The sequence below is a fragment of the Facklamia hominis CCUG 36813 genome, assembly GCF_000301035.1.
Taxonomy (GTDB): Bacteria; Bacillota; Bacilli; order Lactobacillales; family Aerococcaceae; genus Facklamia; species Facklamia hominis.
Genome location: NZ_JH932292.1, coordinates 1,224,116 through 1,250,139, shown reverse-complemented (window position 1 = coordinate 1,250,139; position 26,024 = coordinate 1,224,116). Strand labels below are relative to the sequence as shown.

Here is a 26,024-nt window from a genome sequence, read left to right as displayed (position 1 = left end):
TCCTACACATTAAATCTAAACAGCATAATATCTCCGTCTTGAACCAAATACTCTTTTCCTTCGGAGCGATAGTGTCCAGCTTCTTTAACTGCTTGTTCACTACCATAAGTCATCAAATCTTCATAAGACATTGTTTCTGCCCGAATAAAACCTCGTTCAAAATCAGAGTGAATTACTCCTGCAGCTTGTGGAGCTTTCATCCCTTGATGAAAAGTCCAAGCTCTCACCTCTTTTTCACCCGCTGTAAAATAAGTTGCTAAACCTAGCAAGTGATACACTGAACGGATTAATCGATCTAAGCCTGACTCTTTAATTCCATAGTCAGAAAGTAAAGATTCTTTTTCCTCATCATCAAATTCCGCAATTTCTTCTTCAATTCGTGCAGATATAGGAACAACTTGAGCTCCTTGAGAATGAGCCAATTCTTCAACCTCTTTTAAATAGGGGTTAGATTCGGGATTACCTGCCTCTTCTTCACTAATGTTCGCAATATAAAGCATCTTTTTACGTGTCAATAAGAAAAGATTTCGCACATAAGGTTCTTGCTCTGGATAAAACTCCAAGGAATTAGCTAACTGATTCCGTTCCAAAGCATCCTTGACTTTTATCAAAACTTCATACTCTAATACGGCCTCTTTATCTTTTGTCTTTGCAATCTTCTGAACTTTAGCAAGTCGTTTTTCAACCGTTTCTAAATCGGCTAAAATCAATTCTAAATTAATTGTTTCAATATCATCAATTGGGTCAATTTTTCCCGTTACATGAGTAATATTAGGATCTTCAAAACAACGTACCACTTGACAAATAGCATCCACTTGTCGAATATTAGCCAAAAATTTATTTCCTAATCCTTCACCTTTAGAAGCCCCTTTTACAATTCCAGCAATATCCGTAAACTCAACAGTCGTCGGCAATATTCGCTGTGGATGATAAATTTTGGCAATATTTTCCAATCGTTCATCTGGAACTTCAACAACTCCAACATTGGGATCAATAGTTGCAAAGGGATAATTGGCTGCCTCAACCCCCGCCTTAGTAATCGCATTAAATAATGTGGACTTTCCAACATTGGGTAATCCTACAATTCCTGCTGTCAGTGACATTTAAACACACTCTTTCTTATTAGTTTATTAAATCGTATCCGCCTTTTTTAAAACCTTTTTAAGTTTTCTTTCAAATTCCCGTCGTGTCATTGTAACAATATGTTCACACTTCTGACACTTTATGCGAATATCCATGCCCATTCTAATTATTTGCCAAGCATTACTTTGACAAGCATGTGGCTTTTTCATCTGTACAATATCAAATTTGTCATACTCTTTATTTACCATTTGATTCACCTTTTACAAATGTATGTCTAAAATATCTAAAATTCTTGTCAAATCTGATTGACTAACATACTCAATCTCAATTTTACCACGATTCCCTTTAACGACAATATTACTTTTACTTCCAAACTTTTCTTCCATTTGATTTTCTAAAGCACGTATGTAGGGAGATTTAGTCACTTTCTTTGTCTTAACCGATTTATCTTTCGCTGATTGTTGATTAATCGATTGAACTTTCTCTTCCAGCTGGCGAACAGTCCAATGTTCTTTAATCACCTGTTTAGCTAACTTTACCATTTGGGCCGAATCATTAACACCTAATAAGGTTCTTGCATGGCCCATTGTTAATTTCTCTTGACTAACTAGATCCTTTACTGATTCAGGTAACTGTAGCAAGCGAATATAATTAGCGATATACGGTCGACTTTTTCCAATTCTTTCAGCTACTTGTGCTTGAGTTAATCTTAAGTTTTCCATCAACATGGCATAAGCTTCTGCCTCTTCAAGGGGGCTTAGATCTTCTCGCTGTAAATTTTCAATCACCGCAATCTCGATCATTGCTTCCTCATTCAGATCTCGAATAATCGCTGGAATTGTTGTTTTACCGGCTAATTTAGAGGCCCTAACACGTCTTTCACCAGCAATTAATTCATAGCCTTTAATTGTTGATCGTCGTATAATAATGGGTTGAAACACACCTGTTTTACGAATCGATTCGGCTAGTTCATTAAGCGCTTCTGGATCAAAATGCTTTCTCGGCTGATAAGGATTAGGTCTAATTTGACTTAATTCAACTTCCGTTACTAGTTCATTTTCTCCTGGACTTTCTTCGTAGGCTGTTGAAAACAAGGCCTCCATCCCTCTTCCCAAACCACCTCGTTTATTTTTACTCACCATAACTAATCACTTCCTTTGCAAGTTGGTGATACATTAATGCCCCCCTTGATCTAGGATCATAATCAATCACTGAAAGTCCATATGACGGAGCTTCTGACAAACGAATGTTTCGAGAAATAACTGTTTGATATACCTTTTCTTGGAAATATTTACGTACTTCATCTACTACTTCATAACCCAAATTCGTTCGAGCATCCAACATGGTGATCAAAACACCTTCTATTCTAAAATGTGGATTATAGGTTTTTTGTACCAAACGAATAGTATTTAATAATTGACTCAATCCTTCTAATGCATAATACTCTGCCTGAACAGGAATTAGAATAGTATCGGACGCTGTAAATGCGTTTATACACAGTTGTCCTAGAGAAGGCGGACAGTCTACCAAAATATAATCATAGTTATCCCTAATCGGCTGTATCGCATTTTTTAATTGGAATTCGCGGTCCTTGATATCAATTAATTCAATTTCTGCTGCTGCCAACGAAATCGTAGACGGTACAATCGACAAATTTTCACGAGTAGTAGGTAGGATCGTTTCTTCAATAGCCACATTATTTATTAAAACTTCGTATAAACTAGCTTTAACATCACCGCGCTCCACTCCTAAACCAGAGCTAGCATTACCTTGAGAATCCGAATCAATGATTAGAACTTTTTTACCTAATTTTGCTAAAGCGGCACCTAAATTAACCGTGGTAGTTGTTTTTCCAACGCCACCTTTTTGATTACCAATAGCAATCATTTTTCCCATAGATGATCCTCCCTTTCTTGCTATATAATCGGTTGTTTACTAGGTTTACCGGCTTGACGCGGATATTTTTTTGGTGTTTTCTCTACCTTATTAATCAATAAAAATGAGCGTTCTCCTTGATTTTCAGGCAATTGACAATAATTAGATTGAACAACTCTTCCACCCAATATATTCAAAGCTCTCTTTGCTTCATTCAATTCTTCTTGACAAAGGTTCCAATCACCTTTTAAGGCCAAAAAGTTTCCTCCAAGGCTAACTAATGGAAGGCAATATTCACTTAAAGTATTTAATCTAGCAACTGCACGAGCTGTTACAAGGTCAAAAGATTCTCTCTGTTTTTCAAGATGCCCAAAATCCTCCGCACGCGCATGTATTATTTCAACGTTATCAAGTTTTAATTCACTCACTAATAATTCTAAAAAGTGAGTTCTCTTTTTTAATGAGTCAACGATAGTCACCTTTAATTCAGGCCTAACAATCTTTAAAGGTAGGCTAGGAAAGCCAGCACCTGCGCCAACATCACATAGCTTAATTTGATAACTTTCCAATGGCATCTGCCATAAACAAATTAAGCTATCGTAAAAATGTTTTAAATAGACTTCTTCTCTTTGAGTGATTGCTGTCAAATTAATTTTTTGATTCCACTCTACTAATAATTGATAGTAACGGTCGAATTGATTAAGCTGATCCTTTGACAGTTTTATATCTTGGTTTGACAAAGTTGTTAAGAATGTCATTTCATCCATTTTAATCACTCCTTTACAATATGTGAAACAATTGTTCCACATAAATCCACTTTACTAAAGAATTCAATAAATAGCAATCTTATTTTTCAGTTTTAAAGTGCTTCTTATCTTATCTTTCACTATCTTCTAAACGTTTAATATTACCATGTTGAATATAAATACTTAAAATTGCAATGTCTGCAGGATTAACACCCGATATTCGACTAGCTTGTCCAATATTATAAGGACGTATCTTTTTCAATCGATCCCGTGCTTCAGTTGCCAAAGAATCAATGGCATCATAATCAATATTTTCTGGAATCAATTTGTCTTCCATGGTTTTGACTTTTTCCACTTTTGAAATTGCTTTTTTAATGTAACCTGCATATTTTATTTGTATTTCTACTTGATCTTTGACAGCCTTTGACAATTCATTTTCTCTTTTTGGTAAATACTCTTGCAAATCTATATATTTGATTTCAGGACGCTTTAATAGATCACTCGCTAAAATACCATCTTTTAATGGAGTAGAATGGATCTTTTCAAAATAGTTCATTAATCCTGGAGTATTGGGTGTCAAACGTATTGTCTTTAATCTTTCCAATTCAGATTCGACTGCTGCTAGTTTACTTTTAAAAGCTTGGTAGCGTTCAATGTCTATTAACCCGAGTTGGTATCCTATTTCAGTTAATCGTTGATCTGCATTATCATGTCTTAATAATAAACGATACTCAGCTCGAGACGTTAATAAACGATAAGGTTCAGTGGTACCCTTTGTCACCAAATCATCAATCATTACTCCAATATAGGCTTGAGACCTTTGAATAATGAATGCTTCCTTGTTTTGTACTTTTAATGCTGCATTAATACCAGCAATTAAGCCTTGTCCCGCTGCTTCTTCATAGCCCGAGGTTCCATTCATTTGCCCAGCTGTATATAAATTAGGAATTTTCTTTAATTCAAGGGTTAAATTTAGCTGATGTGGAACAACGACATCATATTCAATGGCATACCCTGACCGCATCAATCGTGCATTTTCCAATCCTTCTACAGAATGAACAATCTTTAATTGAACATCTTCAGGCATAGAAGTTGAAATTCCTTGTAGATACATCTCTTTTGTACAACGACCTTCTGGTTCTATAAATACTTGATGTCTTGGTTTATCACTAAATCTTACAATTTTATCTTCAATCGAGGGACAATACCTAGCTCCAACTCCTTCTACAATTCCTGTAAACATAGGTGCACGATCTAGATTTTGTCTGATTATTTCATGCGTTTTTTCATTGGTATGAGTTAACCAACATGATACATCATCTTGAATACTAGCTTCCTCTGATGTTTCAAAGGAAAAGAATCCGGCATCAGGATCTCCTGGTTGTTCTTGGGTTTTATCATAATCGACTGAATCCCCATGAACACGTGGAGGCGTTCCTGTTTTAAATCGAACCAATTCTACACCTAAAGACTGCAAATTTTCTGATAATTTTATGGAAGGTAGTGTATTATTAGGTCCTGATGAATAGGATAATTCTCCTATAATTATTTTCCCCCGAGATGAAGTGCCTGCTGTTAGAACAACTGCTTTTGACCGATAAACAGCTCCTGTCGAAGTAATCACACCACAACATTTTTCATCTTCTATTAACAGCTCTTCAACCATACCTTGTTGCAAAATAAGATTATCAGTCGATTCCAATGTTTCTTTCATTTTCTGTGAATATGCTTGTTTGTCGGCCTGAGCTCTTAATGCTTGAACAGCTGGACCTTTGGAACTATTCAACATTCTCATTTGAATAGCTGTCTCATCAATATTTCTGCCCATTTGACCCCCTAAAGCATCAATTTCACGAACAACGACTCCTTTTGCGGGGCCACCAATTGATGGATTACAAGGCATGAAAGCTACCATTTCTAATGATATAGTGAGTAATAATGTTTGACATCCCATTCTTGCAGCTGCTAAAGCTGCTTCACAGCCAGCATGCCCTGCTCCAACTACTATGACATCGTAACTTTTAACTTCAAAATGATTCATTAAGATTGATCTCCTTCATATAAAAAGTCCACCTCATAGTCTACTAATTCGCCTAATTCATTATATTTGAATTTAGCAATAAAAAAGCCTTTCGCTTCAAGTACCCACTTTAGAATTAAAGCATCTCCAGTCCAGGTAGGCTTAGTTAACACTTGGTCATAATCAACCCACTCTAGTTGACCCTCATCACAATCATCAATTAATTCTCCTGAATACTCTTTGACACGATAAACAAAAGAATACCAATCACGACCATCATGAGTAAAATTAGGAAAAGTGATAAAACCTAGAAGATCTAATTTTTTAGCCTCTAAACCCGTTTCCTCTTTAATTTCACGAATAGCACAGGATTTAGGATCTTCTTCTGCTTCAAATTTACCGCCTACAGAAATCCATTTTCCATGATGAATATCATTCTTTTTCTTATTTCGATATAACAATAATAGTTGTGAGCCATTATCAATATAACAAATTGTTGAAAGTTGTTGCATAATACCTCCTATTTTCCTAAACAAAATTGACTAAATAATTTATCTAATAACTCATCTTGAACACTTTCCCCGGTAATTTCGCCAAGATAATCCCAAGCTTGGGTAAAATCAATTTGAATTAAATCTACAGGCACACCCATTTGACTTGCTTCAATCACCGCATCCAAAGATCTAATCGCTTGTTTGAGTAGATTCGTATGTCTAGTATTTAGTAAATAGTTAACATCTTGACTTTCAATAGCCCCTTTATTAAAAAGTGACTCTATTTGATTTTCCATTTCATAAATTCCTTCATCTGTCATTAATGATGTTTCGATCAAAGACGTTCCTACTATCGCCTCTTTCAGTTTGTCAATATCTAAACTAGACTTTAAATCTTGTTTATTTAATAAAACAATTCGTTTCTTATCTTTTGTCAAATCAATTAATTCTAAATCCATTGAACTTAAAGCTTGACTTTGATCAAACATTAAGATAATTAAATCTGCTTCATTAACCATTTGACGACTCTTATTTACACCGATTTGTTCCACAATTTCATTAGTATCACGAATTCCTGCTGTATCAATAAGAAGCAATGGGATTCCTCGTATTGAAATTAATTCTTCAATCGTATCCCTAGTTGTCCCTGCAATATTGGTCACAATGGCCTTTTCACGACCTGTCAAACGGTTTAACAAACTAGACTTTCCCACATTGGGACGACCAATAATCACCGTTTTGACACCTTCTCTTAATAATTGCCCATTTGAAGCTTCATTTAAAAGTTTGTCAATTTCATCTTTCACCACGAGTGCTGTTTGACAAAGAGCCTTATTTGATAATTCTTCGACATCATCATACTCAGGATAATCAATCGTTACTTCAACTTGTGCAAGGGTCTGGAGCATTTCGTTTCGAAGGTGTTTTATTTTACTTGATAATGAACCGCTCAATTGACTCATCGAAGCAGACATTGATTTAGCTGTTTTAGCTTGAATCAAGTCCATTAAGGCTTCAGCTTGGGATAAGTCCAATCGGCCATTTAAAAAGGCCCTTTTTGTAAACTCACCGGGCTGGGCCAAACGTGCCCCTTGATACAAACAAGCTTCCAATACTTCTTGTACTGCTACCAGTCCCCCATGACAATTAATCTCAATAATATCTTCTCGCGTATATGTTTTAGGAGCCTTTAAAACAGTTATCATTACTTCATCAATGATACTTTGATCTTCTCGATAAATATGACCATAGTGAATCGTATGACTTGCTACTTGATTTAAATCCTTTTCTCTAAACAATCGGTTCGCATATTCAATCGCTTCTGGTCCACTCATTCTTACAATTCCAATTGCTCCTTCCCCTAGAGCAGTAGAAATAGCAGCAATCGTATCTAATTGGTACACCGACATCGCCTCCTATATATTTAATCATCTAAGAAATCCAAACAAAAAAAGTGCTTTGTCCAAACTCTTTTCCTTTGAAAGAGTCGGATAGCACTTTGACTGCTAAAACTATTGATATTATGCTAACAAATTTTCAACTATATTTCAAGGAAGATTATTCTCCATTTTCTATTATCCAACTTGAATCAAGAGTGTAAATAGCTTGATCTACCGGTAAACTAAACAAAGGTTGATAGATCATTGACTGAACTTGTAATTGAACATGCTCGACGCCATAGAAATGCCCTAAGGTGGTAACTAACGCATGAACAACTGCAAGTTCACCTGCTGGGTTCTGACTAAAACTTTTTGTTACTGACTGAGATAGGTTAACAAGTAATCCTTGATCTGTCATTTCTAAAGCTAGTAATTGATCATTAGGTCCAATCCATTTTTGTTCTTTGAAAAAAGTTTCAAATACTTTTTCTACTTGGGCATTGGTTTGCCATGATATACTAGCCTGTTCTTTTGTTATCTTTCCCAAACTAAGATCATTTTGCACAACAGGCTGGTAAACCGTTATAGGTGTTATAATCATCACATTATCTTCTACTTTAGTTAAATAAATAAATTTAGTAGGCTCTCCTTCAATCCATTCAGCAACCAGTCCTTGATTAGCTGAATATAAAGAATGTGAAACGCTCTGGTCTTTTTTATTAACGACTTCAACTACTTCTTGATAAGTTTGATCTTGAATTGTTACTTGTTGATATAAAGCTTGTATTCTTGATTCTGACTGATCTTCATTAATCCAAGTTGTTCCCTGTTGAATAGGGGCTTTTAATAATATTTTTGGTGCTAATGATAATACTTCAGTATCTTTTTGATTTAAATAGTTTGACATTTTTACAGGTGGGTCAAATTCATTTAACTGTATTAATGTATCCTTATCTTTTTTGTAAATTTCATTAATCCATTGATCATCTTGTATTCTTCGGATTTGACCCATTACTTGATCCGTATCAATATATTCCAGATAACGAATATTTCCATCCGAATAATAACTAATTCGATTAGGATTAAAAAAAGAAAAATTGACTAGGTCAAATTGTGTATTTGGTTCGGCTAATTCTCCATGAATATTTTCAGGGAGTGTTTGATCAACAATTGATCTATGATCATCTTCTGGTACTTCTGAAGATTTTTTGAGTGAATTATTATTTATTTTAGCTAAATTTTCTTCACTTAGTTTTATCATTGGCTCTTTAGCACAGGCTGTTAAAGCAAAGCAAGCTAATAGTAGCAGATAACGAAGACGCCGAAGCATCAGACCAGCTCCCTTCTAAGCTAAAAATATTATAGCATATTTTATGATTCGGTAGTTCTTCTAATAAAAAATCCTAACCATTTCATTAAAAAAAGCTGGCAGTCACAAGCCACCAGCTCTTCAAACTTTCTTTATAGTTAAGATAATTTAGAATCTGATACATAATCTACCACTAAATAGCGATTAGGATCTTTTCCCTCAGAATGTGTAGCAATATGATCTACTTTACTTAAATAGGCATGAATTTGTTTACGCTCATAAGCAGGAAGTGGATCTAAAATTATAGTTTGCTTAGTTTTTAATACTTTATCAGCAGTTCTTTCAGCGATTTGTTCTAAAACATTTAATCGACGATCTCGATAATCCCCAACATTTAGTAAGACTGATAAGCGACGACGATCCTTATTATGAATAAAGATTTGAACAAGCGTTTGAAGAGAATTAATAATTTTTCCATGTCGACCAATAACTAAGCCTGATTTATCAGTATCAATATCAAAGGTTACTTGGTTTCCCTTGATATGGAATTGTACCTTAGCCTCAGCACCATATTCTTTAATAATTTGCTCTAAATAACGACACGCCTCTTCAAAATTTTGAGTTTGTTTAGCTTTAATTTCTGTCTTATCAAGTGATTCATCTTGCTTAATTTCTTTGACTTCTTTAGTTGTTTCAGATGTTACTTCAGATAAGGAGTCAATCGGCATTTCTTTGTGGAGCGATTCTTGGATTTCATTTTTAATTGTTTGATCCGCTGATTTATCTGAGTCTTTTTTTACTTCATTTTGAACCTGCTTTTCGGATTGATTATTCTTCCGTATATAATCAGCAGTCGAAGACGAACTAAGATCTTGACTCACTCTTTCCTTTTTGAAAGACATACCTACCTGTTTTTCTAATTCTTGAGTAATTTCTTTAAAAGATTGATTATTTTTTGCCTGTAAATGGACTATAGCGTCTTGTCTACCTAACCCTAAAAATCCTTTTTTTCCTTCACTAATAATACGGATGTCTACTTGATCTTTTGACAAATTTAATTTTTTTAATCCTAATTCAATAGCTTCTTCAACATTTTTTGCTTTCATTGTTAGACTATTTTCAATCATATTAACTCTCCTCTATGAGCGATTTTTTTGTGCTTTTTTCAATGCTTTACGCAATTCTTTTTCTTTAGCTTTTTTTGCAGCAGCTTCAGCTTTTCTTTCTTCAATAATTTTATATGGATTATTAAATAATAAAATACTAATCAACCTAACCAAATTAGAAACTACAAGATATAGGGCAACTGCTGATGGTAAACTCATTGAAATAATAAAGATCATAATTGGCATAAAATAAGTCATTGAACGAGCCATTGGATTATTTTGCGGATTGGCTTTTGTTGTTAAATAAGTCGTCCAAAATGCTAAACCAGCTGCCAATAATGGAAGAACAAAATAAGGATCCCTTTGTCCTAGGTTCATCCATAAAAAGTGGCCTTGTCGTAAAACTTCTGTTCTAAGAATGGCCTGATATAAAGCGGTAAGAATTGGTAATTGGATTAAAAGTGGCAAGCAACCTGCAAACTGATTAACGCCCTTTTCATCCAAAAGAGCTTGTTGTTCGGTCTGTAATAATTCCATAGATTGACGATCACGATTAGGATACTTTGCCTTGATAGCATCCAATTCTGGTTGGATCTCCATCATTTTTTGTTGAGATTTCATCTGCATTTGATTTAAAGGTAATAACAAAATATGCAGAATAACTGTAAAAATAATAATTCCAATAGCGTAATTACCTGCGAATAAATTTGAAATTGCAATGATTAATCGCGATAGATTATATAATATGATTCCATCCCAGAATCCACTTGAATTCGCATTAATTGGTTGATTAATCGTCGCACAAGCACTTAAAGTAGTCGACATCAAAATTAATAACAATACCTTTAGATGTTTATTGTTTTTTATCATAGGTCCCTCCTAATTGATTGTTTAATAATGAACGATCGATAATACCAGCAAGATTCATGACATGAATCACTGAACTTTTCACTTCTTGATAAGGGCGACCAACAATGTCTTTTCGGGCAATTAAAAGAAAATCAAGATCGGGTTGAATCACTTCACGAAGTTCAAATACTGCCTGACGTAAATAGCGTTTAATTTGATTTCGAACAACAGCATTCCCTATTTTTTTACCAACCGATAAACCTACTCTAAAATGCTCCTGATTAGGCTTAGAATATTGATAAATTACTAATTGACGATTAGCGATTGATTGGCCTTGATGAAAAACTTTTTGGTAATCCTTATCACTTTTTACACGATATTTTTTTTTCAATGGATTCCCTTTCTAATATTACTATCAACCTGTGCCTTATATTATATCAAAAAAATGAACAATTGAAACATAATCAATAGTTATCCATTATAAAATAAAAAGGCTTCCCCTAGGAAGCCCCGAATGACTATGCGCTTAATTTTTTACGACCTTTTTTACGTCTTCTAGCTAAAACGTGGCGACCGTTTTTCGTTGCCATACGTTTTCTGAAACCATGTTCTTTACTACGTTGACGTTTTTTTGGTTGATATGTTCTTTTTGACATATAAACACCTCCTCACCATTCTTATAACACAATACTAGAATAGTTTATAAGAATCTTTTTATGAAAGCAAGTACTTTTTACTAAATATACGAATTTTATATATTTTTCAACAAGTTATCAACAAGATTCAATATAACTGTTGATAAAGTTCTCCTTTATTTTTATTAAATCACAATTATTTTTCAGACTTATCCACAATGAACAGGTTGTTTACAAAATTTACACTTTTCAACAGTTTTAATTTTTTAAGGATTACAATCCTATTATTAAGCCATTCTTTCATGTTAGTTATGCACAGTTTATAATAATGAACCAACATTTTTTAGAATTTATCCACCAATAATATTCACTTGTTGATAAGTCTGATGACAATATGTGTATTAAAGGTTTGTTCACTTTTACTTTGTGGAAAACTCTCTTTATGTTACAATAGATTTACTCTTAGAGACTGTATTCTAAATAATGGAGGTGATTAAATGGACGAAAAAGATCTTTTCTGGCAAGGAGCTCAGGAATACCTTAAAGACATACTTTCAGTATCTTCATACCGATCATGGGTAGAGCCAGTTATTCCCACTCGAATTGGACAGCGTACCATTACATTAGTTGTTCCCAATCCTATGACACAAAAATATTGGGAAAATCATTTAACCAACTATATCTTACAATATAGCTATGAACACTATGGTCAGGAATATTTCCCTGAATTTGTAGTTCGTAAACAGCCACAAAAAGATAACGTATCTCAATCAAAAATTAATGATCAATCTCAAGAAACAATTCCTCTTCCTATTTTTTCAGAGTCAAAATTAAATCCTTCTTATATTTTTGATAGTTTTGTTATTGGAGAAGGAAATAAAATGGCAGCGGGTGCTGCATTAGCCGTATGCGATGGACCAGGTAAAACTTACAACCCTTTTCTTATTTATGGAGGCGTAGGTCTTGGCAAGACTCACTTAATGCAAGCTATTGGAAATGAAATCTTAAAAAGAAACCCTCAACTAAAAATTAAATATGCAACGTCAGAGTCTTTTGTAAATGATTTTATTACTTCTATTCAAAACGGATCCCAGAAAACATTTCGTGAAATGTACCGTGAAATTGATGTTCTTTTAATTGATGATATCCAATTCTTATCCAAAAAAGATGCTACCCAAGAGGAATTTTTCCATACATTTAATGAACTATATAATAATAATAAACAAATTGTTCTAACTTCTGATCGATTACCTAATAATATTGCTAACTTAGAAGAACGTTTAATTTCACGTTTTAAATGGGGACTATCCACCGATATTACACCACCAGATCTAGAAACACGTATCGCTATTCTTCGCAAAAAAGCAAGTAGTGATCAATTAGATGTTGATTCCGAAAGCTTAACTTACATTGCTTCCAATGTAGATACTAATATTCGTGAATTAGAAGGAGCTCTAATGCGAGTTATTGCTTATGCAGCAATCGAAGGAAAAGAAATTAACAGCCAACTAGCTGCAGAAGCTCTTTCTTCAATCATTGATCAAAAACAAGAGTCCATTGTCTCTGCTGAAAGTATCATTCAAATAAGCAGCAAATATTTTGGAATCCCCATCGAATTAATTCTTGGTAAAAAACGTAAGAAAGAAATTGTTTATGCACGCCAAATAGCAATGTATTTAACTCGTCAAGAGACTGAATTATCTTTTCCAAAGATTGGTGAAGCCTTTGGTAATAAAAATCATACAACAGTCATTCACGCCTATGAAAAAATTGCTCAAGATCGAAAACAAGATTCTCAAGTAGAAAATGACCTTTTAAATCTTGAAAAACAACTCAAAAGATAGAACTGTGTATAACTAGTTGAAAAACATAATATTTATCAACTAGTCTATTCACACTTAAAAGCTTATCATTTGATTGATTAAATGACTTATCCACTAAATGAACAGGCCCTACTATTATTACTTACTTATAAAATACTTTATATAAAGGAGTCTCACTATGAAATTTACTATCAATCGATCTAAATTAATTCAAGAATTATCTAATGTTCAACGAGCAATTCCTGGTAAAACAAGTATGGAAATTCTACTGGGTATCAAATTAAATTTAACTTCTAATGGACTTTATTTATTGGGTAGTGATTCTGAAATTTCTATTGAAAGTTTCATCAATGTAAATAAAGAGGATGCACATTTAAAAATTGAAGAAACAGGATCAGTTGTACTTCCTGCTCGTTTATTAAATGACATTGTTAAAAAATTAGCTAGTGATGAAGTTAAGATTGAAGTTGAAACAGATTATGTTACAAAAATTTCAGCAGCTAATGCTGAGTTTAAAATTATTGGAATTAATGCAGAAGATTTTCCTCATTTACCTACAATTGAAGAACAAAGTCAAATTATTCTTCCTGCTGCTCAATTAAAAAAAGTTATCGATCAAACTATCTTTTCTGCTTCAAATCAAGAACTTAAACCAAGTTTAACGGGCCTTTATTTAGCTATCGACAAGGATCAATTAACCGCTGTAGCAACAGATAGCCATCGATTAAGCCAACGTAAGTTACTTTTAGAAAATCAACATTTATCAGGTATTACACCAATGATTTTACCTAAAAAAACAGTTAAAGAATTAGCTCGTGTGGTTCCAGATTATGCAGACATTAAAATGACAATTGCTAGTCATCAAGTAGTTTTTCAATTTGAAAATATTACTGTGTATTCTCGATTAATTGATGGAACTTATCCAGACGCAAGTCGTTTGATTCCAACTGAATTTAATACAGAAGTTGTTCTTAACGCACAGTATTTCTCAGGGGCCATGGATCGAGCTTCTTTAATGTCACATGAAGGAAAAAATAATATTGTCCAATTATCAATCGAAGATCAACATGTTGAATTAAAAGTTCTAGGAGCAGAAATTGGTAATGTTACAGAAGAAATTGAATACCAAGAGCTTGTAGGCGAAAACATAAAAATATCTTTTAATCCTGATTATATGAATGAAGCTCTAAAATCTTTTGGTGATCAAACGATTTGTTTACAATTAATATCGCCAGTTAGAACAATGCTTTTAAAAGCTTATCCAGAAAAAGATTCAAAAAACGCTCTATTACAATTATTAACTCCTATTCGTACCCATACATACTAATTTTAACTTTTCTAACTTGATAACTGAGTAATTAATTTATTTGCTCAGTTATCAAGTTTTTAATTAATAAAGGCTAAAAACTATTTCTTAGAGCTTTTTCTATAATGAGATAAAAAATATCAGATTAAGTTTACCGTGGTTAAATCGAAATATTTGTGAGATTGTTTGTTTTTTACTGATTTTAAGCCTATAATAAGATAGAATCATCATAAAGGAGATGAAGCTGATGAAAGAAGAAAAATTAATAATAACTAATGATCTGATTACTTTAGGTCAATTACTTAAAGAGCTCAGTCTCATCTCAAGTGGTGGGATGGCAAAACACTATCTTAATGAGCATCTTGTTCTTGTTAATGATGAGGTAGAAAATCGTAGAGGACGTAAGCTCTATCCACAAGATCGAGTGAATTTCATTGATGAATCATTGATAATTTTAATTCAAAGAGAAGACTCAAACTAATGTATTTATCCAAACTCAGTCTTAAAAATTTTAGAAATTATTCACAGCTTGATATTCAACTAAATCCAGGTCTAACAATCTTAACTGGTGAGAATGCCCAAGGAAAGACCAATCTCCTTGAGGCGATTTTTTTACTATCTTTGGCTAAAAGTCATCGTACTAATCATGATATAGATATGATTCAATGGGGTAGTGACTATGCAATTATCCAAGGAAAAGTAAAAAAAAATAGTTATGAAATTCCACTTGAAATTCAGTTATCTAAAAAAGGTAAAATAGCTAAATTTAATTACCAAGATCAGGCAAAACTGAGTCAATTTATAGGTAAATTGAATGTTGTTTTATTTGCACCTGAGGACATGCAGTTAATAAAAGGCAGTCCTTCTTTAAGGAGGCAGTTTATTGATGCTGAATTGGGTCAAGCTCAACCTTTATATCTTCAAAGTTTATTACAATATCATCGATTGTTAAAACAACGAAATACTTATCTAAAACAATTACGAGAAAAACAAGTTAAAGATCTTATTTATTTAGATATTATTAGTGATCAATTAATTGATCTTGCTGAAATTATTATTAATTATCGACTTGATTTTATTGAACATATAGGAAAGATTGCCAATAAAATTCACCATAATTTGTCATTAAATCGGGATGAATTGACTTTATTTTATCGCGCATCTTCCAATAAGTTGGATTATCAAAGTAAAGAGACGATTAAAAAGCAATTTTCGGACTTATTTTTTGCAAATCGTCAAAGAGATATTGACCTTGGTATCACGCATTACGGGCCACATCGTGATGACTTATTATTTTTTATTAATGATACGGTCGCACAGAATTTTGCATCTCAAGGGCAACAAAGAACAATTATATTATCGCTTAAATTAGCAGAATTAGAATGGATGTATCGACTCAATCAAGACTATCCTGTTTTATTATTGGATGATGTCTTATCGGAGTTAGATGATCAACGACAATTAGTATTAATGCAAACTATTGAAAATAAGGTTCAGACTATTTTAACGACAGCTTCTATTGATCAAATTCATTTAGAGAATTTATCAAATAGTCAATTATTTAAAATAGAAAATGGACAAATTATTAACGAAGGAGATTAAGCATGGCAAATCATCACAATGAAAGTCAATATAATGCCGATCAAATTCAAGTATTAGAAGGACTTGAGGCGGTTCGTAAAAGACCTGGTATGTATATCGGGTCAACTTCTGAAGAAGGGCTGCATCATTTAGTATGGGAAATTGTTGATAACGCAATTGATGAAGCCTTAGCCGGTTATTGTAATCATATCGAGGTAACGATTGAAAAAAACAATTCGATTACGGTAACAGATAATGGTCGGGGAATCCCAGTTGATATTCAACATAAAACTGGACGGCCTGCTGTGGAAACGGTTTATACCGTGCTTCATGCTGGTGGGAAATTTGGAGGCGGATCTTATAAAGTTTCCGGTGGACTTCATGGAGTTGGTGCTTCAGTTGTTAATGCATTATCTTCTCAATTAAGTGTCGAAGTTTCTCGTAGTGGTAAAGTATATCGTATTGAGTTTGAGAGAGGAAATATCACTTCGGAATTAAAGGTTATTGGAGACCACGAAGAAACTGGTACGCGGGTTAATTTTGTTCCAGACCCAACTATTTTTACCGAAACTACGGAATATCGATTTAATATTCTAAATGAACGTATTCGAGAACTCGCTTTTTTAAATAAAAATTTACGAATTACTTTAGTTGATAAGAGAGAGGATCGGGAAAAGGAAGTTTCTTATTTTTATGAGGGCGGCATTAAATCTTATGTCAGTTATTTAAATGAAGATAAGGAAGTTTTGTTTTCTGAACCAATTTATTTAGAAGGAGAGTTAGAGGGAATTACAGTCGAAATTGCTTTACAATATACGACTGCCTATGAAACGATTATTAATTCTTTTGCCAATAATATTCATACACATGAAGGTGGAACGCATGAATCAGGATTCAAAACCTCTTTAACGCGTGTGATTAATGATTATGCTCGGCGTGCTAATCTTATAAAAGAATCTGAGTCCAATTTAACTGGTGAAGATACACGAGAAGGATTAGTTGCTATTGTTTCTATCAAACATCCAGACCCCCAGTTCGAAGGACAGACCAAAACTAAATTAGGAAATTCAGAAGTTCGTACAGTAACTGATCGTCTTTTCTCAAGTCATTTTGAAACTTTCCTTTTAGAAAATCCAAAAATTGCTCGAACGATTGTTGATAAAGGAATTCTAGCTTCGAAAGCACGTCATGCAGCTAAGCGTGCTAGAGAAATAACACGTAAAAAATCAGGTTTAGAAATCGCTAATTTGCCTGGTAAATTAGCTGATTGTTCATCGAAAGATGCTGAAAAATGTGAATTATTTATTGTCGAAGGAGATTCAGCAGGTGGGTCTGCTAAACAGGGTCGTTCAAGATTGTATCAAGCGATCTTACCAATTCGTGGAAAAATTTTAAATGTGGAAAAAGCCTCGATGGATAGAATCTTAAATAATATGGAAATTCGTTCTCTTTTTACGGCTATGGGGACAGGTTTTGGTGCTGATTTTGATGTGGAAAAAGCGCGCTATCATAAATTAATTATCATGACTGATGCAGATGTAGATGGTGCTCATATTCGGACCCTTTTATTGACCTTGGTTTTTCGTTATATGCGTCCTCTATTAGAAGCTGGTTATGTCTATATAGCTTTGCCACCTTTATACAAATTAAAAGTAGGTAAAAAAGAATTTTACCTTGATACGGATGAACAGTTAGATCAATGGCAAAAAGAAAACCCCGATGTTCGTTTTTCATTACAACGTTATAAGGGTTTGGGAGAGATGAATGCAGAACAGCTTTGGGAAACGACTATGAATCCTGCAAATCGAAGAATGCAAAAGGTAAAAATGAAAGATGCTGACGAAGCTAATCGAGTTATGAATATGTTAATGGGCGAAGAGGTTCAACCTAGAAGAGAGTTTATCGAACAAAATGCAGTCTATGTCCGCAATTTGGACGTCTAATGATTGAAAGGAGTTATCAATGACAGAGGAATCTTTTGATATAAAAAATCAAAGCTTTGAAGAGGTCAGTTTACCTGAAGAGATGAAATCTTCCTTTCTTGATTATGCTATGTCGGTGATTGTAGCAAGAGCTTTACCGGATGTTCGAGATGGACTAAAGCCAGTGCATCGTCGAATTCTTTATGGGATGAATGAATTAGGTGTTACTCCGGACAAACCCTATAAGAAGTCAGCACGGATTGTTGGAGATGTAATGGGTAAATACCATCCGCATGGAGATTCGGCTATTTATGATGCCATGGTGCGTATGGCTCAAAGCTTTTCTTATCGTCAAGTATTGGTAGATGGTCACGGAAATTTTGGTTCAATTGATGGTGATGGAGCCGCAGCAATGCGTTATACCGAAGCAAGAATGTCTAAAATAACTTTAGAGATGTTGCGTGATATTAATAAAGACACTATTGATTTTCAAGATAATTATTCGCAAGAAGAAAAAGAACCAGTTGTTTTACCAAGCCGTTTTCCTAATATATTGGTAAATGGAGCATCTGGAATTGCAGTGGGGATGACAACGAACATTCCTTCACACAATTTAGCTGAGGTTATTTCAGCTATTCAAATTCTTATGAAAAATCCCCAAGCTAGTGTCGAAGATTTGATGCAAGCGATTCAAGGACCTGACTTTCCAACCGGTGGAATCATTATGGGACGAGCAGGTATTCGAAAAGCGTATAAAACGGGTCGTGGAAAAATTATTATTCGTGGTCAAGTAGAAATTGAAAAGTTTGGTCGATATAAAGATCAGGATCGGATTGTGATTACCGAAATCCCATATGGTGTTAATAAAGCAAAATTAGTTGAACGAATTGCTGAATTAGCACGCGAGAAAAAAATAGATGGAATTACTTATATCGCAGACGAATCAAACCGTGAAGGTATGAGAATTGTTGTAGAAGTAAGAAGAGATACCTCGGTCGATGTTGTTTTAAATAACTTATATAAACAAACAGCTCTTCAGACAAATTTTGGCATTAATATGTTAGCAATTGACCATGGTGTTCCAAAGGTACTTAATTTAAAAGAAATTTTGGAAAAATATTTGGCTCACCAAGAAGAAGTAATTACAAGGCGGACGCGTTTTGAAAAGAAAAAGGCGGAAGACCGTGCTCATATTGTTGAAGGATTACAAAAAGCCTTAGATGTAATTGATGAAATTATTGATATTATTCGCTCTTCACATGAACCAAGTGCTGCTAAGGAAGAATTAATTCATCGTTTTAAATTTTCAGATATTCAAGCTCAAGCTATATTAGATATGAGATTGGTTCGCTTAACTGGATTAGAAAGAGAAAAAATCGATCAAGAATTAAATGATTTAAGACAACTGATTCAGCGATTAAGCGATATTCTATCTTCCCAAGAACGTATTTATGAATTAATTTATGATGAATTATTAGATATTCAAAAAAGATTCAATGATCCAAGGCGTACACAGATTCAAGCTCGTGAAATACAGAATTTAGAAGATGAAGATTTAATTGATGAAGAAGATATATTGTTGATGCTTACTCGTACTGGATATATTAAACGTGTCTTAGAAGATGAATTTAGGGTACAAAATCGTGGAGGACGAGGTATTAAAGGAATGGGTGTTTCTGAAGAAGATACTATTCAATGTCTAGTGTCTACTTCAACTCATGACACACTTCTATTCTTTACAAATTATGGTAAGGTATATCAAGCTAAGGGGTATGATATTCCTCAATATGGTCGAGCTTCCAAGGGATTACCGTTAGTTAATCTTTTAAAATTAGATGATGGCGAACAAGTACTTGAAATTATTAACGTTCGTGTTCAAGATGAATCAAAAGATAAACAAAGGTATCTTTTCTTTGTTACAAAGAACGGTCGTGTAAAGCGAACTAGTGTTGAAGAATTTTATAATATTAGAGTTAATGGTTTGATTGCTATGGGTCTCAATGAAGGTGATGAATTAAGGCATGTTTTATTAACAGATGAAACATCAAATATTATTTTAGCTTCTCATGAAGGTTACGCCGTTAGTTTTGACCAAGAAGACGTTCGTGTTATGGGACGTCCGGCAGCAGGTGTTAAAGGAATGTCTTTAAGAAAAGGCGATTATATTATTGGAGCAGATATTCTTAAAGAGGATCATCAAATACTGGTTGTTAGCGAAAATGGTTATGGTAAGAAGACTCCTGTTGAAGAATATGCTTTAAGATACCGTGGCGGAAAAGGTGTTAAGACTGCTAAAATATCTGCTAAGAGTGGTAAATTAGCAGCAATGCTTTGCATTGAAGGTCATGAAGATTTAATGATAATGACGAATACTGGGATTGTCATTCGTATTTGTGTGAAAGATATTTCAGTCTCATCGAGAGACACTCTAGGTGTTAAAGTAATCCGTTTAGATGAAGAAGCGATCGTTGAAAAAATGGTTGCAATTGGTGAAGCTTCTGAATCAAATCAGAAGTTTGATGAGGATGCTCAAGTTGAAGTGAATGATCACGATCAGTCATTAGTTGACCAGTTATTGGATCGAGCCGAAAACGATGATGATTTAGATCGTATATAATAGCATAATGAGGCGGGATTTTTTCCTAGCCTCATATTTTTATAGGGAAAATTATTGAATTAGTTTAATCAGTATGATAAAATAAATAAATGTGAGTTATTAGCTATTTAGCTAGCAACTCCTTGCTCTATGGAGCCATAAGACCAAAAGGAGGTGCAGTCATGAGTCAAGCAACAAAATATGAAATTCTTTATATTATTCGTCCTGATATGAACGATGAAGCAAAACAAGAATTAATTTCTCGTTTTGACCAAGTTCTTACTGATCATGGATCGGAAGTTGTAGAATCAAAAGACTGGGCTAAGAGACGTTTAGCATACGAAATTAACGATTATCGTGAAGGAATCTATCACTTAATCAATGTTAATGCAGAAAATGCTGAAGGAGTAAACGAATTTGATCGTCTAGCACGTATCAATCGTGATATCTTACGCCATATGATTATTAAGTTAGAAGATTAGTTATGTTTCACGTGAAACACTTGTAGGAGGTATGGAAGATGAACACAGTACAGCTTGTAGGTCGTTTAACTAGAGAAGTTGAATTACGTTTTACAGCTCAAGGAACTGCTGTTGGTTCTTTTACAATTGCTGTTAATCGCTCTTTCACCAATCAGCAAGGTGAACGTGAAGCGGATTTTATTAATTGTGTGATTTGGCGAAAATCAGCAGAGAACTTAGCGAATTTTACGCGTAAAGGTTCGTTGATTGGTGTAGAAGGTCGTATTCAGACGAGAAATTATGAAAATAAACAGGGTCAGAGAGTATATGTAACTGAAGTAGTCGTGAATAATTTTCACTTATTAGAGCCTAAATCAGTTACTGATCAAAGACCGGTTGATCATAATCAAGGGTATGCTACGAACTCTAATTATCAATCAAATCAAACTGCTGGTCCCTCAACACCTAGCAATCAATCTAACCAAAATCAGTCAGGCTTTGATTTTAGTCCAAATTTCAATTTTAATGATCAGGATTCATTCTCAGCAAGTCCAAGAAATGATATTTCGGAGGATGATTTACCTTTCTAGGAGATAAGGAGGAATATTATGGCACAACGTCGCGGAGGAAGACGTAGAAGAAAAGTATGTTATTTCTGTGCAAATCATATCGATCATATTGATTATAAAGATACAGATCTACTTAAACGCTACATTTCAGAAAAAGGTAAAATTTTACCTCGTCGTGTTACAGGTACTTGTGCGAAACATCAACGTACTTTAACAACGGCCATTAAACGTGCACGTGTAATGGCATTGTTACCATTCACCGTTAAAGATTAATCAATATAAATGTCATCTCTTTCGTATAGAGATGACATTTTTTAATATATACGTTTCATGTGAAACATTCACCTGCATAGATAGTGATTTAATTCGATCTATGTTAAAATAATTACTGAACAGAAAAAGAGGTGAACTGTGATTATTAAAGAAAAATTGAAGATTTTTTTTGAATATTTCCATTCTCTAGAAATCTCTTGGCAAATTTATACCTTATTGGCAATTTATTTATCAATATGCGTTGTTTCTCTATGGATAGATATTCGAATTACATGGATGTTAGTGATCTTTTTGATGATTACAATTTTGTTTTTTTCTTTTAAGTATAAGAGTTTCCTAAGGGATATTACTTTGATGGCTAATCAGTTATCAAAAGATGTTTCTTTATCACAGGAATATGCTATTTACCATGCTCCAATTGGCGTTTTAATTTATGATGAAGCCAATCGAATTTCTTGGGTAAATCCAAAAATGCAAGAAATTATGGAAGTTGAAGATATTATTGGTCAATCCTTAGAGTCGATAGACCCTAAATTAGTTCCAGTTCTTAATCAGACGTCAATGGATGAGTGGCAAGAAATTTCATTATCACATGGTTATTATAGAATTCTTCACCATGCGAAATACCATGCGATTTATCTTTACGACATTACCTATGATCGAGAAATGCAAGAAGCGACCGATAGTACAATTGTAGTTATGGGAAGCTTACTGTTGGATGATTACGATGATCTTCTATATGCTATGGATGATGAGAAAAGTGCAAAGTTCGAATCAGAATTAATCAGTGATTTACATCATTGGGCAGACCAATACAATATCTTTTTAAAACCAACAGATGAAGATCGATTTATGTTGCTTTTAACAAAAGCTGATCTTAATATTTTAGAGAAAGAAAAATTTCAATCATTTGAAATGATTCGAAAAAGTTATGAAGAAAAAAATATTCCGTTATCGATGGCTTTAGGTTTAGCGTATACTCAGGAAATTAAGCAAGATATGATTTTAGTATCAAATCAGGCTAGAAGTAATCTAGATTTAGCATTAGGACGTGGAGGTGACCAAGTAGTTGTAAGAGCTATTGAAGGTAAGGCTAATTTTTACGGTGGCAATACAAGTCATACTGAAAAGAGATCAGATATTCGAGTTAAGTTATTCTTTCAGGCTCTTAAATCAAGTGTTGCCTCAGCAGATAATGTAGTGATTGCTGGGCATCGCTTTCCAGATACGGATTCAATTGGATCAGCATTAGGCATTTATCAAATATGTCAATCATGGAAAAAAGAAGCTCGCATTATTATTAATCAAAGTGAATTAAATCATGATATTACAGAATTACTAAGTGATAATTATTTTAAGGAAAACTATGATCAATTCTTTATTACTCATGATAGTTTAAATGAATTTCTAAAAACTAAGACTTTATTTATATTGGTAGATCATCATCGTCCAACACTTTCAGAAGCAGAACCATATATTAATGATCATGACACGGTTATTATTGATCACCATCGTCGTTCTGAGGACTGTTTATCAAATTCTGTATTGACTTATTTGGAACCATCGGCATCTTCTGCGTCTGAATTAGTAACCGAATATTTTGAATTTGTAGAAGAAGGAAATAGTAAAGTTGATGATATGATTGCGACAGCATTATTATCAGGAATTGTGGTAGATACTAATCAATTTTCATTAAGAACAGGGTCTCGGACTTTTCAAGCAGCTGCTTATTTGAAAGCTAAAGGAGCAGACTCTGTTAAAATTCAATATTTACTTAAAGAGAGTTTAGAAACTATAACTGCTAGAAACCGATTAATAGAAAAAATGGAGTTGCTCGATTCAGGTCATGCCATTACTCTTAGTGATGAGGAAGCGATATTAGATAATGTAACAGCTGCACAAACTGCTGATGAGATGCTTGGGATTGATCATGTTGATGCTTCATTTGTCATTTATCGAAGGAAGGCAGACGAAGTAGGAATTTCAGCACGTAGTTTAGGAAGTGTTAATGTTCAAACGATTATGGAGGCTTTAGGTGGTGGCGGTCATTTATCCAATGCAGCGACTCAAATTACTGGAAAAACATTAGCAGAAGTAAAAGATCAATTGATTCAAGTGATTAAGGAAAGAGAGGAATAATAGTGAAAGTAATTTTATTACAAGATGTTCGAAAAAAAGGTAAAAAAGGACAAGTTATTGATGTTCCAGATGGATATGCGAATAACTATCTGATAAAAAATGGATTAGCAAAAGTAGCTGATGCTGGAAATATGTCAGAATTGAAAGCACATAATAAAGCTAAAGAAAAATTAGCAAAAGAACAGTTACAGGAAGCAAAGGAACTAAAGGAAAAAATAGAATCTGATTCAACAGTAGTAGTGATTACAGCCAAAACAGGTGAAGATGGCCGACTATTTGGAACAATTCCATCTAAGCAAATATCTCAAGAACTTGAAAAACAATATAAGCTTAAAGTGGATCGGCGAAAAATCGAATTGTCTGAAAATCTTTCATCTCTAGGATTTCATCAAGTACCAGTTAAGTTGCATCCAGATGTGATGGCAACTATCCGAGTAAAGGTTGAAGAACAATAGGTTATTAGGGGGGATTTCATGGAAAATTTTGAACAAATCGCTCAGACACCCCCTCAAAATCTTGACGCAGAAAGGTCCGTCCTAGGTGGTCTTCTTTTAGATCCTATAAAATATGCCAGTGTTGCACCAATCTTAAATGAGTCTGATTTTTATAAAGTGAGCCATCAATTAATTTATTCAGCGATTGAACGTATCTATGATCGTGAGGGTAGTGTAGATACTTTGATGTTGATTGATCAGTTAGATGCTTTAGATCAATTAGAGACAGTAGGTGGGCAAGAAGCCATTATTAATTTAGCAGCCTATGTACCAACAACAGCGAACATAGAACAGTATGCTAAGATCGTACAAACAAAATCACTATTACGTCAATTAATCAATACTTCTAAACGTATTTCTAAGATAGCATATGAGGAATCAGAGGATATTGAATCGATTATTGATCAAAGTGAAAGATGGATTTTATCAATTGGTGAAGGATCACAAGATGATCGACCAAGAGATATGCATAAAATGGTTGTTGAAGCGTTTGAAAAGATTGTTAAATTATCAGAAGAAAAAAAAGATATTGTTGGTTTACCGAGTGGATATATTGAACTAGATAAGTTAACGGCTGGTTTTCAACCTGATCAGTTAATTATCTTGGCTGCAAGACCTTCAGTAGGTAAAACTGCATTTGCTTTGAATATTGCACAAAATGTTGCTACTCGTTTTTCAATTCCTGTTGTTATCTTTTCTTTAGAAATGAATGCGCTAGATATGGTCTACCGAATGATTTGTGCAGAGGGAAATATCAATGCTTCTAACTTAAGAACAGGTCAACTTACTGATGATGAATGGTCAAGCTTAACGGTAGCTACTGATACACTAAAGGATGCTCCTATTTTTATTGATGATTCAGCAGGAATTAAAGTATCTGAGATTCGAGCTAAATGCCGACGTCTAAAGCAAGAAAATCCTAATTTAGGATTAATTGTTATTGACTATTTACAATTAATCGATGGAAATGGGCGAGAAAATCGGCAACAGGAGGTGTCTGAAATTTCAAGACAACTCAAAAAGCTTGCTAAAGAACTAGGAGTCCCTGTACTAGCATTGTCCCAACTGTCTCGGGGGTTGGAGCAAAGACAGAACAAACGCCCTATACTATCAGATATTCGAGAATCTGGTTCTATTGAGCAAGATGCAGATATTGTTGCTTTTCTTTATCGAGATGATTATCATCAGAAAGATGAAGAAGAACCCGACAAACAAGACGATCTTCCGGATAATGTAGTAGAAGTGATTATTGCCAAAAATCGAGCTGGCGCGAGAGACACCGTCAAATTACTATTTAAAAAGGAATATAATAAGTTTTCATCACTATCATTTAAAACTGAGTAGTTAGATTAAGTAAAGTATGA

General features: G+C 33.9%; 25 protein-coding genes. 12 read left to right on the top strand and 13 right to left on the bottom strand.

Features of this window, described 5'->3' with window-relative positions; genetic code table 11:
• Positions 1 to 2: 2 nt before the first annotated feature.
• The 13 genes from ychF to rpmH form a co-directional block, all read right to left on the bottom strand.
• Positions 3 to 1,103, bottom strand: coding sequence for a redox-regulated ATPase YchF (ychF, locus tag HMPREF9706_RS05785; RefSeq protein WP_006908425.1), 1,101 nt, complete (start codon positions 1,101 to 1,103; stop codon positions 3 to 5).
• Positions 1,104 to 1,130: 27 nt separating this feature from the next.
• Positions 1,131 to 1,331, bottom strand: a complete 201-nt coding sequence (locus HMPREF9706_RS05780; protein WP_006908424.1) for a DUF951 domain-containing protein — start codon at positions 1,329 to 1,331, stop codon at positions 1,131 to 1,133.
• Between the two features lie 12 nt (positions 1,332 to 1,343).
• Positions 1,344 to 2,225, bottom strand: a complete 882-nt coding sequence (locus tag HMPREF9706_RS05775; RefSeq protein ID WP_006908423.1) for a ParB/RepB/Spo0J family partition protein — start codon at positions 2,223 to 2,225, stop codon at positions 1,344 to 1,346.
• Positions 2,215 to 2,979, bottom strand: a complete 765-nt coding sequence (locus HMPREF9706_RS05770) for a ParA family protein (protein WP_006908422.1) — start codon at positions 2,977 to 2,979, stop codon at positions 2,215 to 2,217. The genes HMPREF9706_RS05775 and HMPREF9706_RS05770 overlap by 11 nt, the downstream gene beginning before the upstream one ends.
• Positions 2,980 to 2,999: 20 nt before the next feature.
• Positions 3,000 to 3,725 carry a 16S rRNA (guanine(527)-N(7))-methyltransferase RsmG gene (gene rsmG, locus HMPREF9706_RS05765; RefSeq protein ID WP_006908421.1) on the bottom strand — a complete coding sequence of 242 codons (726 nt, stop codon included), beginning with the start codon at positions 3,723 to 3,725 and terminating at the stop codon, positions 3,000 to 3,002.
• A 109-nt stretch (positions 3,726 to 3,834) separates the two neighbouring features.
• Positions 3,835 to 5,745 carry a tRNA uridine-5-carboxymethylaminomethyl(34) synthesis enzyme MnmG gene (gene mnmG, locus HMPREF9706_RS05760; RefSeq protein ID WP_006908420.1) on the bottom strand — a complete coding sequence of 637 codons (1,911 nt, stop codon included), beginning with the start codon at positions 5,743 to 5,745 and terminating at the stop codon, positions 3,835 to 3,837.
• Positions 5,745 to 6,236, bottom strand: a complete 492-nt coding sequence (locus HMPREF9706_RS05755; protein WP_006908419.1) for an NUDIX hydrolase — start codon at positions 6,234 to 6,236, stop codon at positions 5,745 to 5,747. The genes mnmG and HMPREF9706_RS05755 overlap by 1 nt, the downstream gene beginning before the upstream one ends.
• Positions 6,237 to 6,244: 8 nt before the next feature.
• The gene (mnmE, locus tag HMPREF9706_RS05750) at positions 6,245 to 7,621 is read right to left on the bottom strand and encodes a tRNA uridine-5-carboxymethylaminomethyl(34) synthesis GTPase MnmE (RefSeq protein WP_006908418.1); all 1,377 of its coding nucleotides are present in this window, start codon (positions 7,619 to 7,621) and stop codon (positions 6,245 to 6,247) included.
• A 154-nt stretch (positions 7,622 to 7,775) separates the two neighbouring features.
• Positions 7,776 to 8,927: a GerMN domain-containing protein gene (locus HMPREF9706_RS05745; RefSeq protein WP_006908417.1), complete on the bottom strand. Its 1,152-nt coding sequence runs from the start codon at positions 8,925 to 8,927 to the stop codon at positions 7,776 to 7,778.
• Positions 8,928 to 9,064: 137 nt separating this feature from the next.
• A complete protein-coding gene (gene jag / locus HMPREF9706_RS05740; RefSeq protein ID WP_006908416.1) occupies positions 9,065 to 10,033 on the bottom strand; it encodes an RNA-binding cell elongation regulator Jag/EloR in 969 nt (322 codons plus the stop codon).
• A gap of 12 nt (positions 10,034 to 10,045) precedes the next feature.
• The gene (yidC, locus tag HMPREF9706_RS05735; RefSeq protein ID WP_006908415.1) at positions 10,046 to 10,882 is read right to left on the bottom strand and encodes a membrane protein insertase YidC; all 837 of its coding nucleotides are present in this window, start codon (positions 10,880 to 10,882) and stop codon (positions 10,046 to 10,048) included.
• Positions 10,866 to 11,252, bottom strand: coding sequence for a ribonuclease P protein component (rnpA, locus tag HMPREF9706_RS05730; protein WP_006908414.1), 387 nt, complete (start codon positions 11,250 to 11,252; stop codon positions 10,866 to 10,868). Before rnpA ends, yidC begins: the two co-directional genes overlap by 17 nt.
• A gap of 127 nt (positions 11,253 to 11,379) precedes the next feature.
• Positions 11,380 to 11,517, bottom strand: coding sequence for a 50S ribosomal protein L34 (gene rpmH, locus HMPREF9706_RS05725; protein WP_006908413.1), 138 nt, complete (start codon positions 11,515 to 11,517; stop codon positions 11,380 to 11,382).
• Positions 11,518 to 11,993: 476 nt separating this feature from the next.
• Between rpmH and dnaA the strand changes: the two genes are divergently transcribed.
• From dnaA to dnaB, 12 genes are all read left to right on the top strand, one after another.
• Positions 11,994 to 13,340, top strand: coding sequence for a chromosomal replication initiator protein DnaA (gene dnaA, locus HMPREF9706_RS05720; RefSeq protein WP_006908412.1), 1,347 nt, complete (start codon positions 11,994 to 11,996; stop codon positions 13,338 to 13,340).
• Positions 13,341 to 13,497: 157 nt separating this feature from the next.
• Positions 13,498 to 14,646 (top strand): DNA polymerase III subunit beta, encoded by a 1,149-nt coding sequence (gene dnaN / locus HMPREF9706_RS05715; protein WP_006908411.1) that lies wholly within the window; start codon positions 13,498 to 13,500, stop codon positions 14,644 to 14,646.
• A 226-nt stretch (positions 14,647 to 14,872) separates the two neighbouring features.
• A complete protein-coding gene (yaaA, locus tag HMPREF9706_RS05710; protein WP_006908410.1) occupies positions 14,873 to 15,106 on the top strand; it encodes a S4 domain-containing protein YaaA in 234 nt (77 codons plus the stop codon).
• Positions 15,106 to 16,227 (top strand): DNA replication/repair protein RecF, encoded by a 1,122-nt coding sequence (gene recF / locus HMPREF9706_RS05705; protein ID WP_006908409.1) that lies wholly within the window; start codon positions 15,106 to 15,108, stop codon positions 16,225 to 16,227. Before yaaA ends, recF begins: the two co-directional genes overlap by 1 nt.
• Before the next feature lie 2 nt (positions 16,228 to 16,229).
• Complete coding sequence (gene gyrB, locus HMPREF9706_RS05700; protein WP_006908408.1) at positions 16,230 to 18,149, top strand: DNA topoisomerase (ATP-hydrolyzing) subunit B; 1,920 nt, start codon at positions 16,230 to 16,232, stop codon at positions 18,147 to 18,149.
• A gap of 19 nt (positions 18,150 to 18,168) precedes the next feature.
• Positions 18,169 to 20,745: a DNA gyrase subunit A gene (gene gyrA / locus HMPREF9706_RS05695; protein ID WP_006908407.1), complete on the top strand. Its 2,577-nt coding sequence runs from the start codon at positions 18,169 to 18,171 to the stop codon at positions 20,743 to 20,745.
• A 161-nt stretch (positions 20,746 to 20,906) separates the two neighbouring features.
• On the top strand, positions 20,907 to 21,206 hold the full coding sequence (rpsF, locus tag HMPREF9706_RS05690) for a 30S ribosomal protein S6 (RefSeq protein ID WP_006908406.1): 300 nt from the start codon (positions 20,907 to 20,909) through the stop codon (positions 21,204 to 21,206).
• A gap of 38 nt (positions 21,207 to 21,244) precedes the next feature.
• Positions 21,245 to 21,775 carry a single-stranded DNA-binding protein gene (gene ssb, locus HMPREF9706_RS05685; RefSeq protein WP_006908405.1) on the top strand — a complete coding sequence of 177 codons (531 nt, stop codon included), beginning with the start codon at positions 21,245 to 21,247 and terminating at the stop codon, positions 21,773 to 21,775.
• A gap of 18 nt (positions 21,776 to 21,793) precedes the next feature.
• Positions 21,794 to 22,027, top strand: a complete 234-nt coding sequence (gene rpsR / locus HMPREF9706_RS05680) for a 30S ribosomal protein S18 (protein WP_006908404.1) — start codon at positions 21,794 to 21,796, stop codon at positions 22,025 to 22,027.
• Between the two features lie 138 nt (positions 22,028 to 22,165).
• Entirely contained in the window at positions 22,166 to 24,166 is a 2,001-nt protein-coding gene (locus tag HMPREF9706_RS05675; RefSeq protein ID WP_006908403.1) for a GGDEF domain-containing protein, read from the top strand.
• A gap of 2 nt (positions 24,167 to 24,168) precedes the next feature.
• Positions 24,169 to 24,621: a 50S ribosomal protein L9 gene (rplI, locus tag HMPREF9706_RS05670; RefSeq protein WP_006908402.1), complete on the top strand. Its 453-nt coding sequence runs from the start codon at positions 24,169 to 24,171 to the stop codon at positions 24,619 to 24,621.
• An 18-nt stretch (positions 24,622 to 24,639) separates the two neighbouring features.
• Positions 24,640 to 26,004 (top strand): replicative DNA helicase, encoded by a 1,365-nt coding sequence (gene dnaB, locus HMPREF9706_RS05665; RefSeq protein ID WP_006908401.1) that lies wholly within the window; start codon positions 24,640 to 24,642, stop codon positions 26,002 to 26,004.
• Positions 26,005 to 26,024: the final 20 nt, after the last annotated feature.

Excerpts from the sequence above, each read along its gene's own strand:
- ychF (WP_006908425.1), bottom strand. The coding sequence starts at position 1,103 with ATGTCACTGACAGCAGGAATTGTAGGATTACCCAATGTTGGAAAGTCC.
- HMPREF9706_RS05780 (WP_006908424.1), bottom strand. The coding sequence starts at position 1,331 with ATGGTAAATAAAGAGTATGACAAATTTGATATTGTACAGATGAAAAAG.
- HMPREF9706_RS05775 (WP_006908423.1), bottom strand. The coding sequence starts at position 2,225 with ATGGTGAGTAAAAATAAACGAGGTGGTTTGGGAAGAGGGATGGAGGCC.
- HMPREF9706_RS05770 (WP_006908422.1), bottom strand. The coding sequence starts at position 2,979 with ATGGGAAAAATGATTGCTATTGGTAATCAAAAAGGTGGCGTTGGAAAA.
- rsmG (WP_006908421.1), bottom strand. The coding sequence starts at position 3,725 with ATGGATGAAATGACATTCTTAACAACTTTGTCAAACCAAGATATAAAA.
- mnmG (WP_006908420.1), bottom strand. The coding sequence starts at position 5,745 with ATGAATCATTTTGAAGTTAAAAGTTACGATGTCATAGTAGTTGGAGCA.
- HMPREF9706_RS05755 (WP_006908419.1), bottom strand. The coding sequence starts at position 6,236 with ATGCAACAACTTTCAACAATTTGTTATATTGATAATGGCTCACAACTA.
- HMPREF9706_RS05745 (WP_006908417.1), bottom strand. The coding sequence starts at position 8,927 with ATGCTTCGGCGTCTTCGTTATCTGCTACTATTAGCTTGCTTTGCTTTA.
- jag (WP_006908416.1), bottom strand. The coding sequence starts at position 10,033 with ATGATTGAAAATAGTCTAACAATGAAAGCAAAAAATGTTGAAGAAGCT.
- yidC (WP_006908415.1), bottom strand. The coding sequence starts at position 10,882 with ATGATAAAAAACAATAAACATCTAAAGGTATTGTTATTAATTTTGATG.
- rpmH (WP_006908413.1), bottom strand. The coding sequence starts at position 11,517 with ATGTCAAAAAGAACATATCAACCAAAAAAACGTCAACGTAGTAAAGAA.
- dnaA (WP_006908412.1), top strand. The coding sequence starts at position 11,994 with ATGGACGAAAAAGATCTTTTCTGGCAAGGAGCTCAGGAATACCTTAAA.
- dnaN (WP_006908411.1), top strand. The coding sequence starts at position 13,498 with ATGAAATTTACTATCAATCGATCTAAATTAATTCAAGAATTATCTAAT.
- yaaA (WP_006908410.1), top strand. The coding sequence starts at position 14,873 with ATGAAAGAAGAAAAATTAATAATAACTAATGATCTGATTACTTTAGGT.
- recF (WP_006908409.1), top strand. The coding sequence starts at position 15,106 with ATGTATTTATCCAAACTCAGTCTTAAAAATTTTAGAAATTATTCACAG.
- gyrB (WP_006908408.1), top strand. The coding sequence starts at position 16,230 with ATGGCAAATCATCACAATGAAAGTCAATATAATGCCGATCAAATTCAA.
- gyrA (WP_006908407.1), top strand. The coding sequence starts at position 18,169 with ATGACAGAGGAATCTTTTGATATAAAAAATCAAAGCTTTGAAGAGGTC.
- rpsF (WP_006908406.1), top strand. The coding sequence starts at position 20,907 with ATGAGTCAAGCAACAAAATATGAAATTCTTTATATTATTCGTCCTGAT.
- ssb (WP_006908405.1), top strand. The coding sequence starts at position 21,245 with ATGAACACAGTACAGCTTGTAGGTCGTTTAACTAGAGAAGTTGAATTA.
- rpsR (WP_006908404.1), top strand. The coding sequence starts at position 21,794 with ATGGCACAACGTCGCGGAGGAAGACGTAGAAGAAAAGTATGTTATTTC.
- dnaB (WP_006908401.1), top strand. The coding sequence starts at position 24,640 with ATGGAAAATTTTGAACAAATCGCTCAGACACCCCCTCAAAATCTTGAC.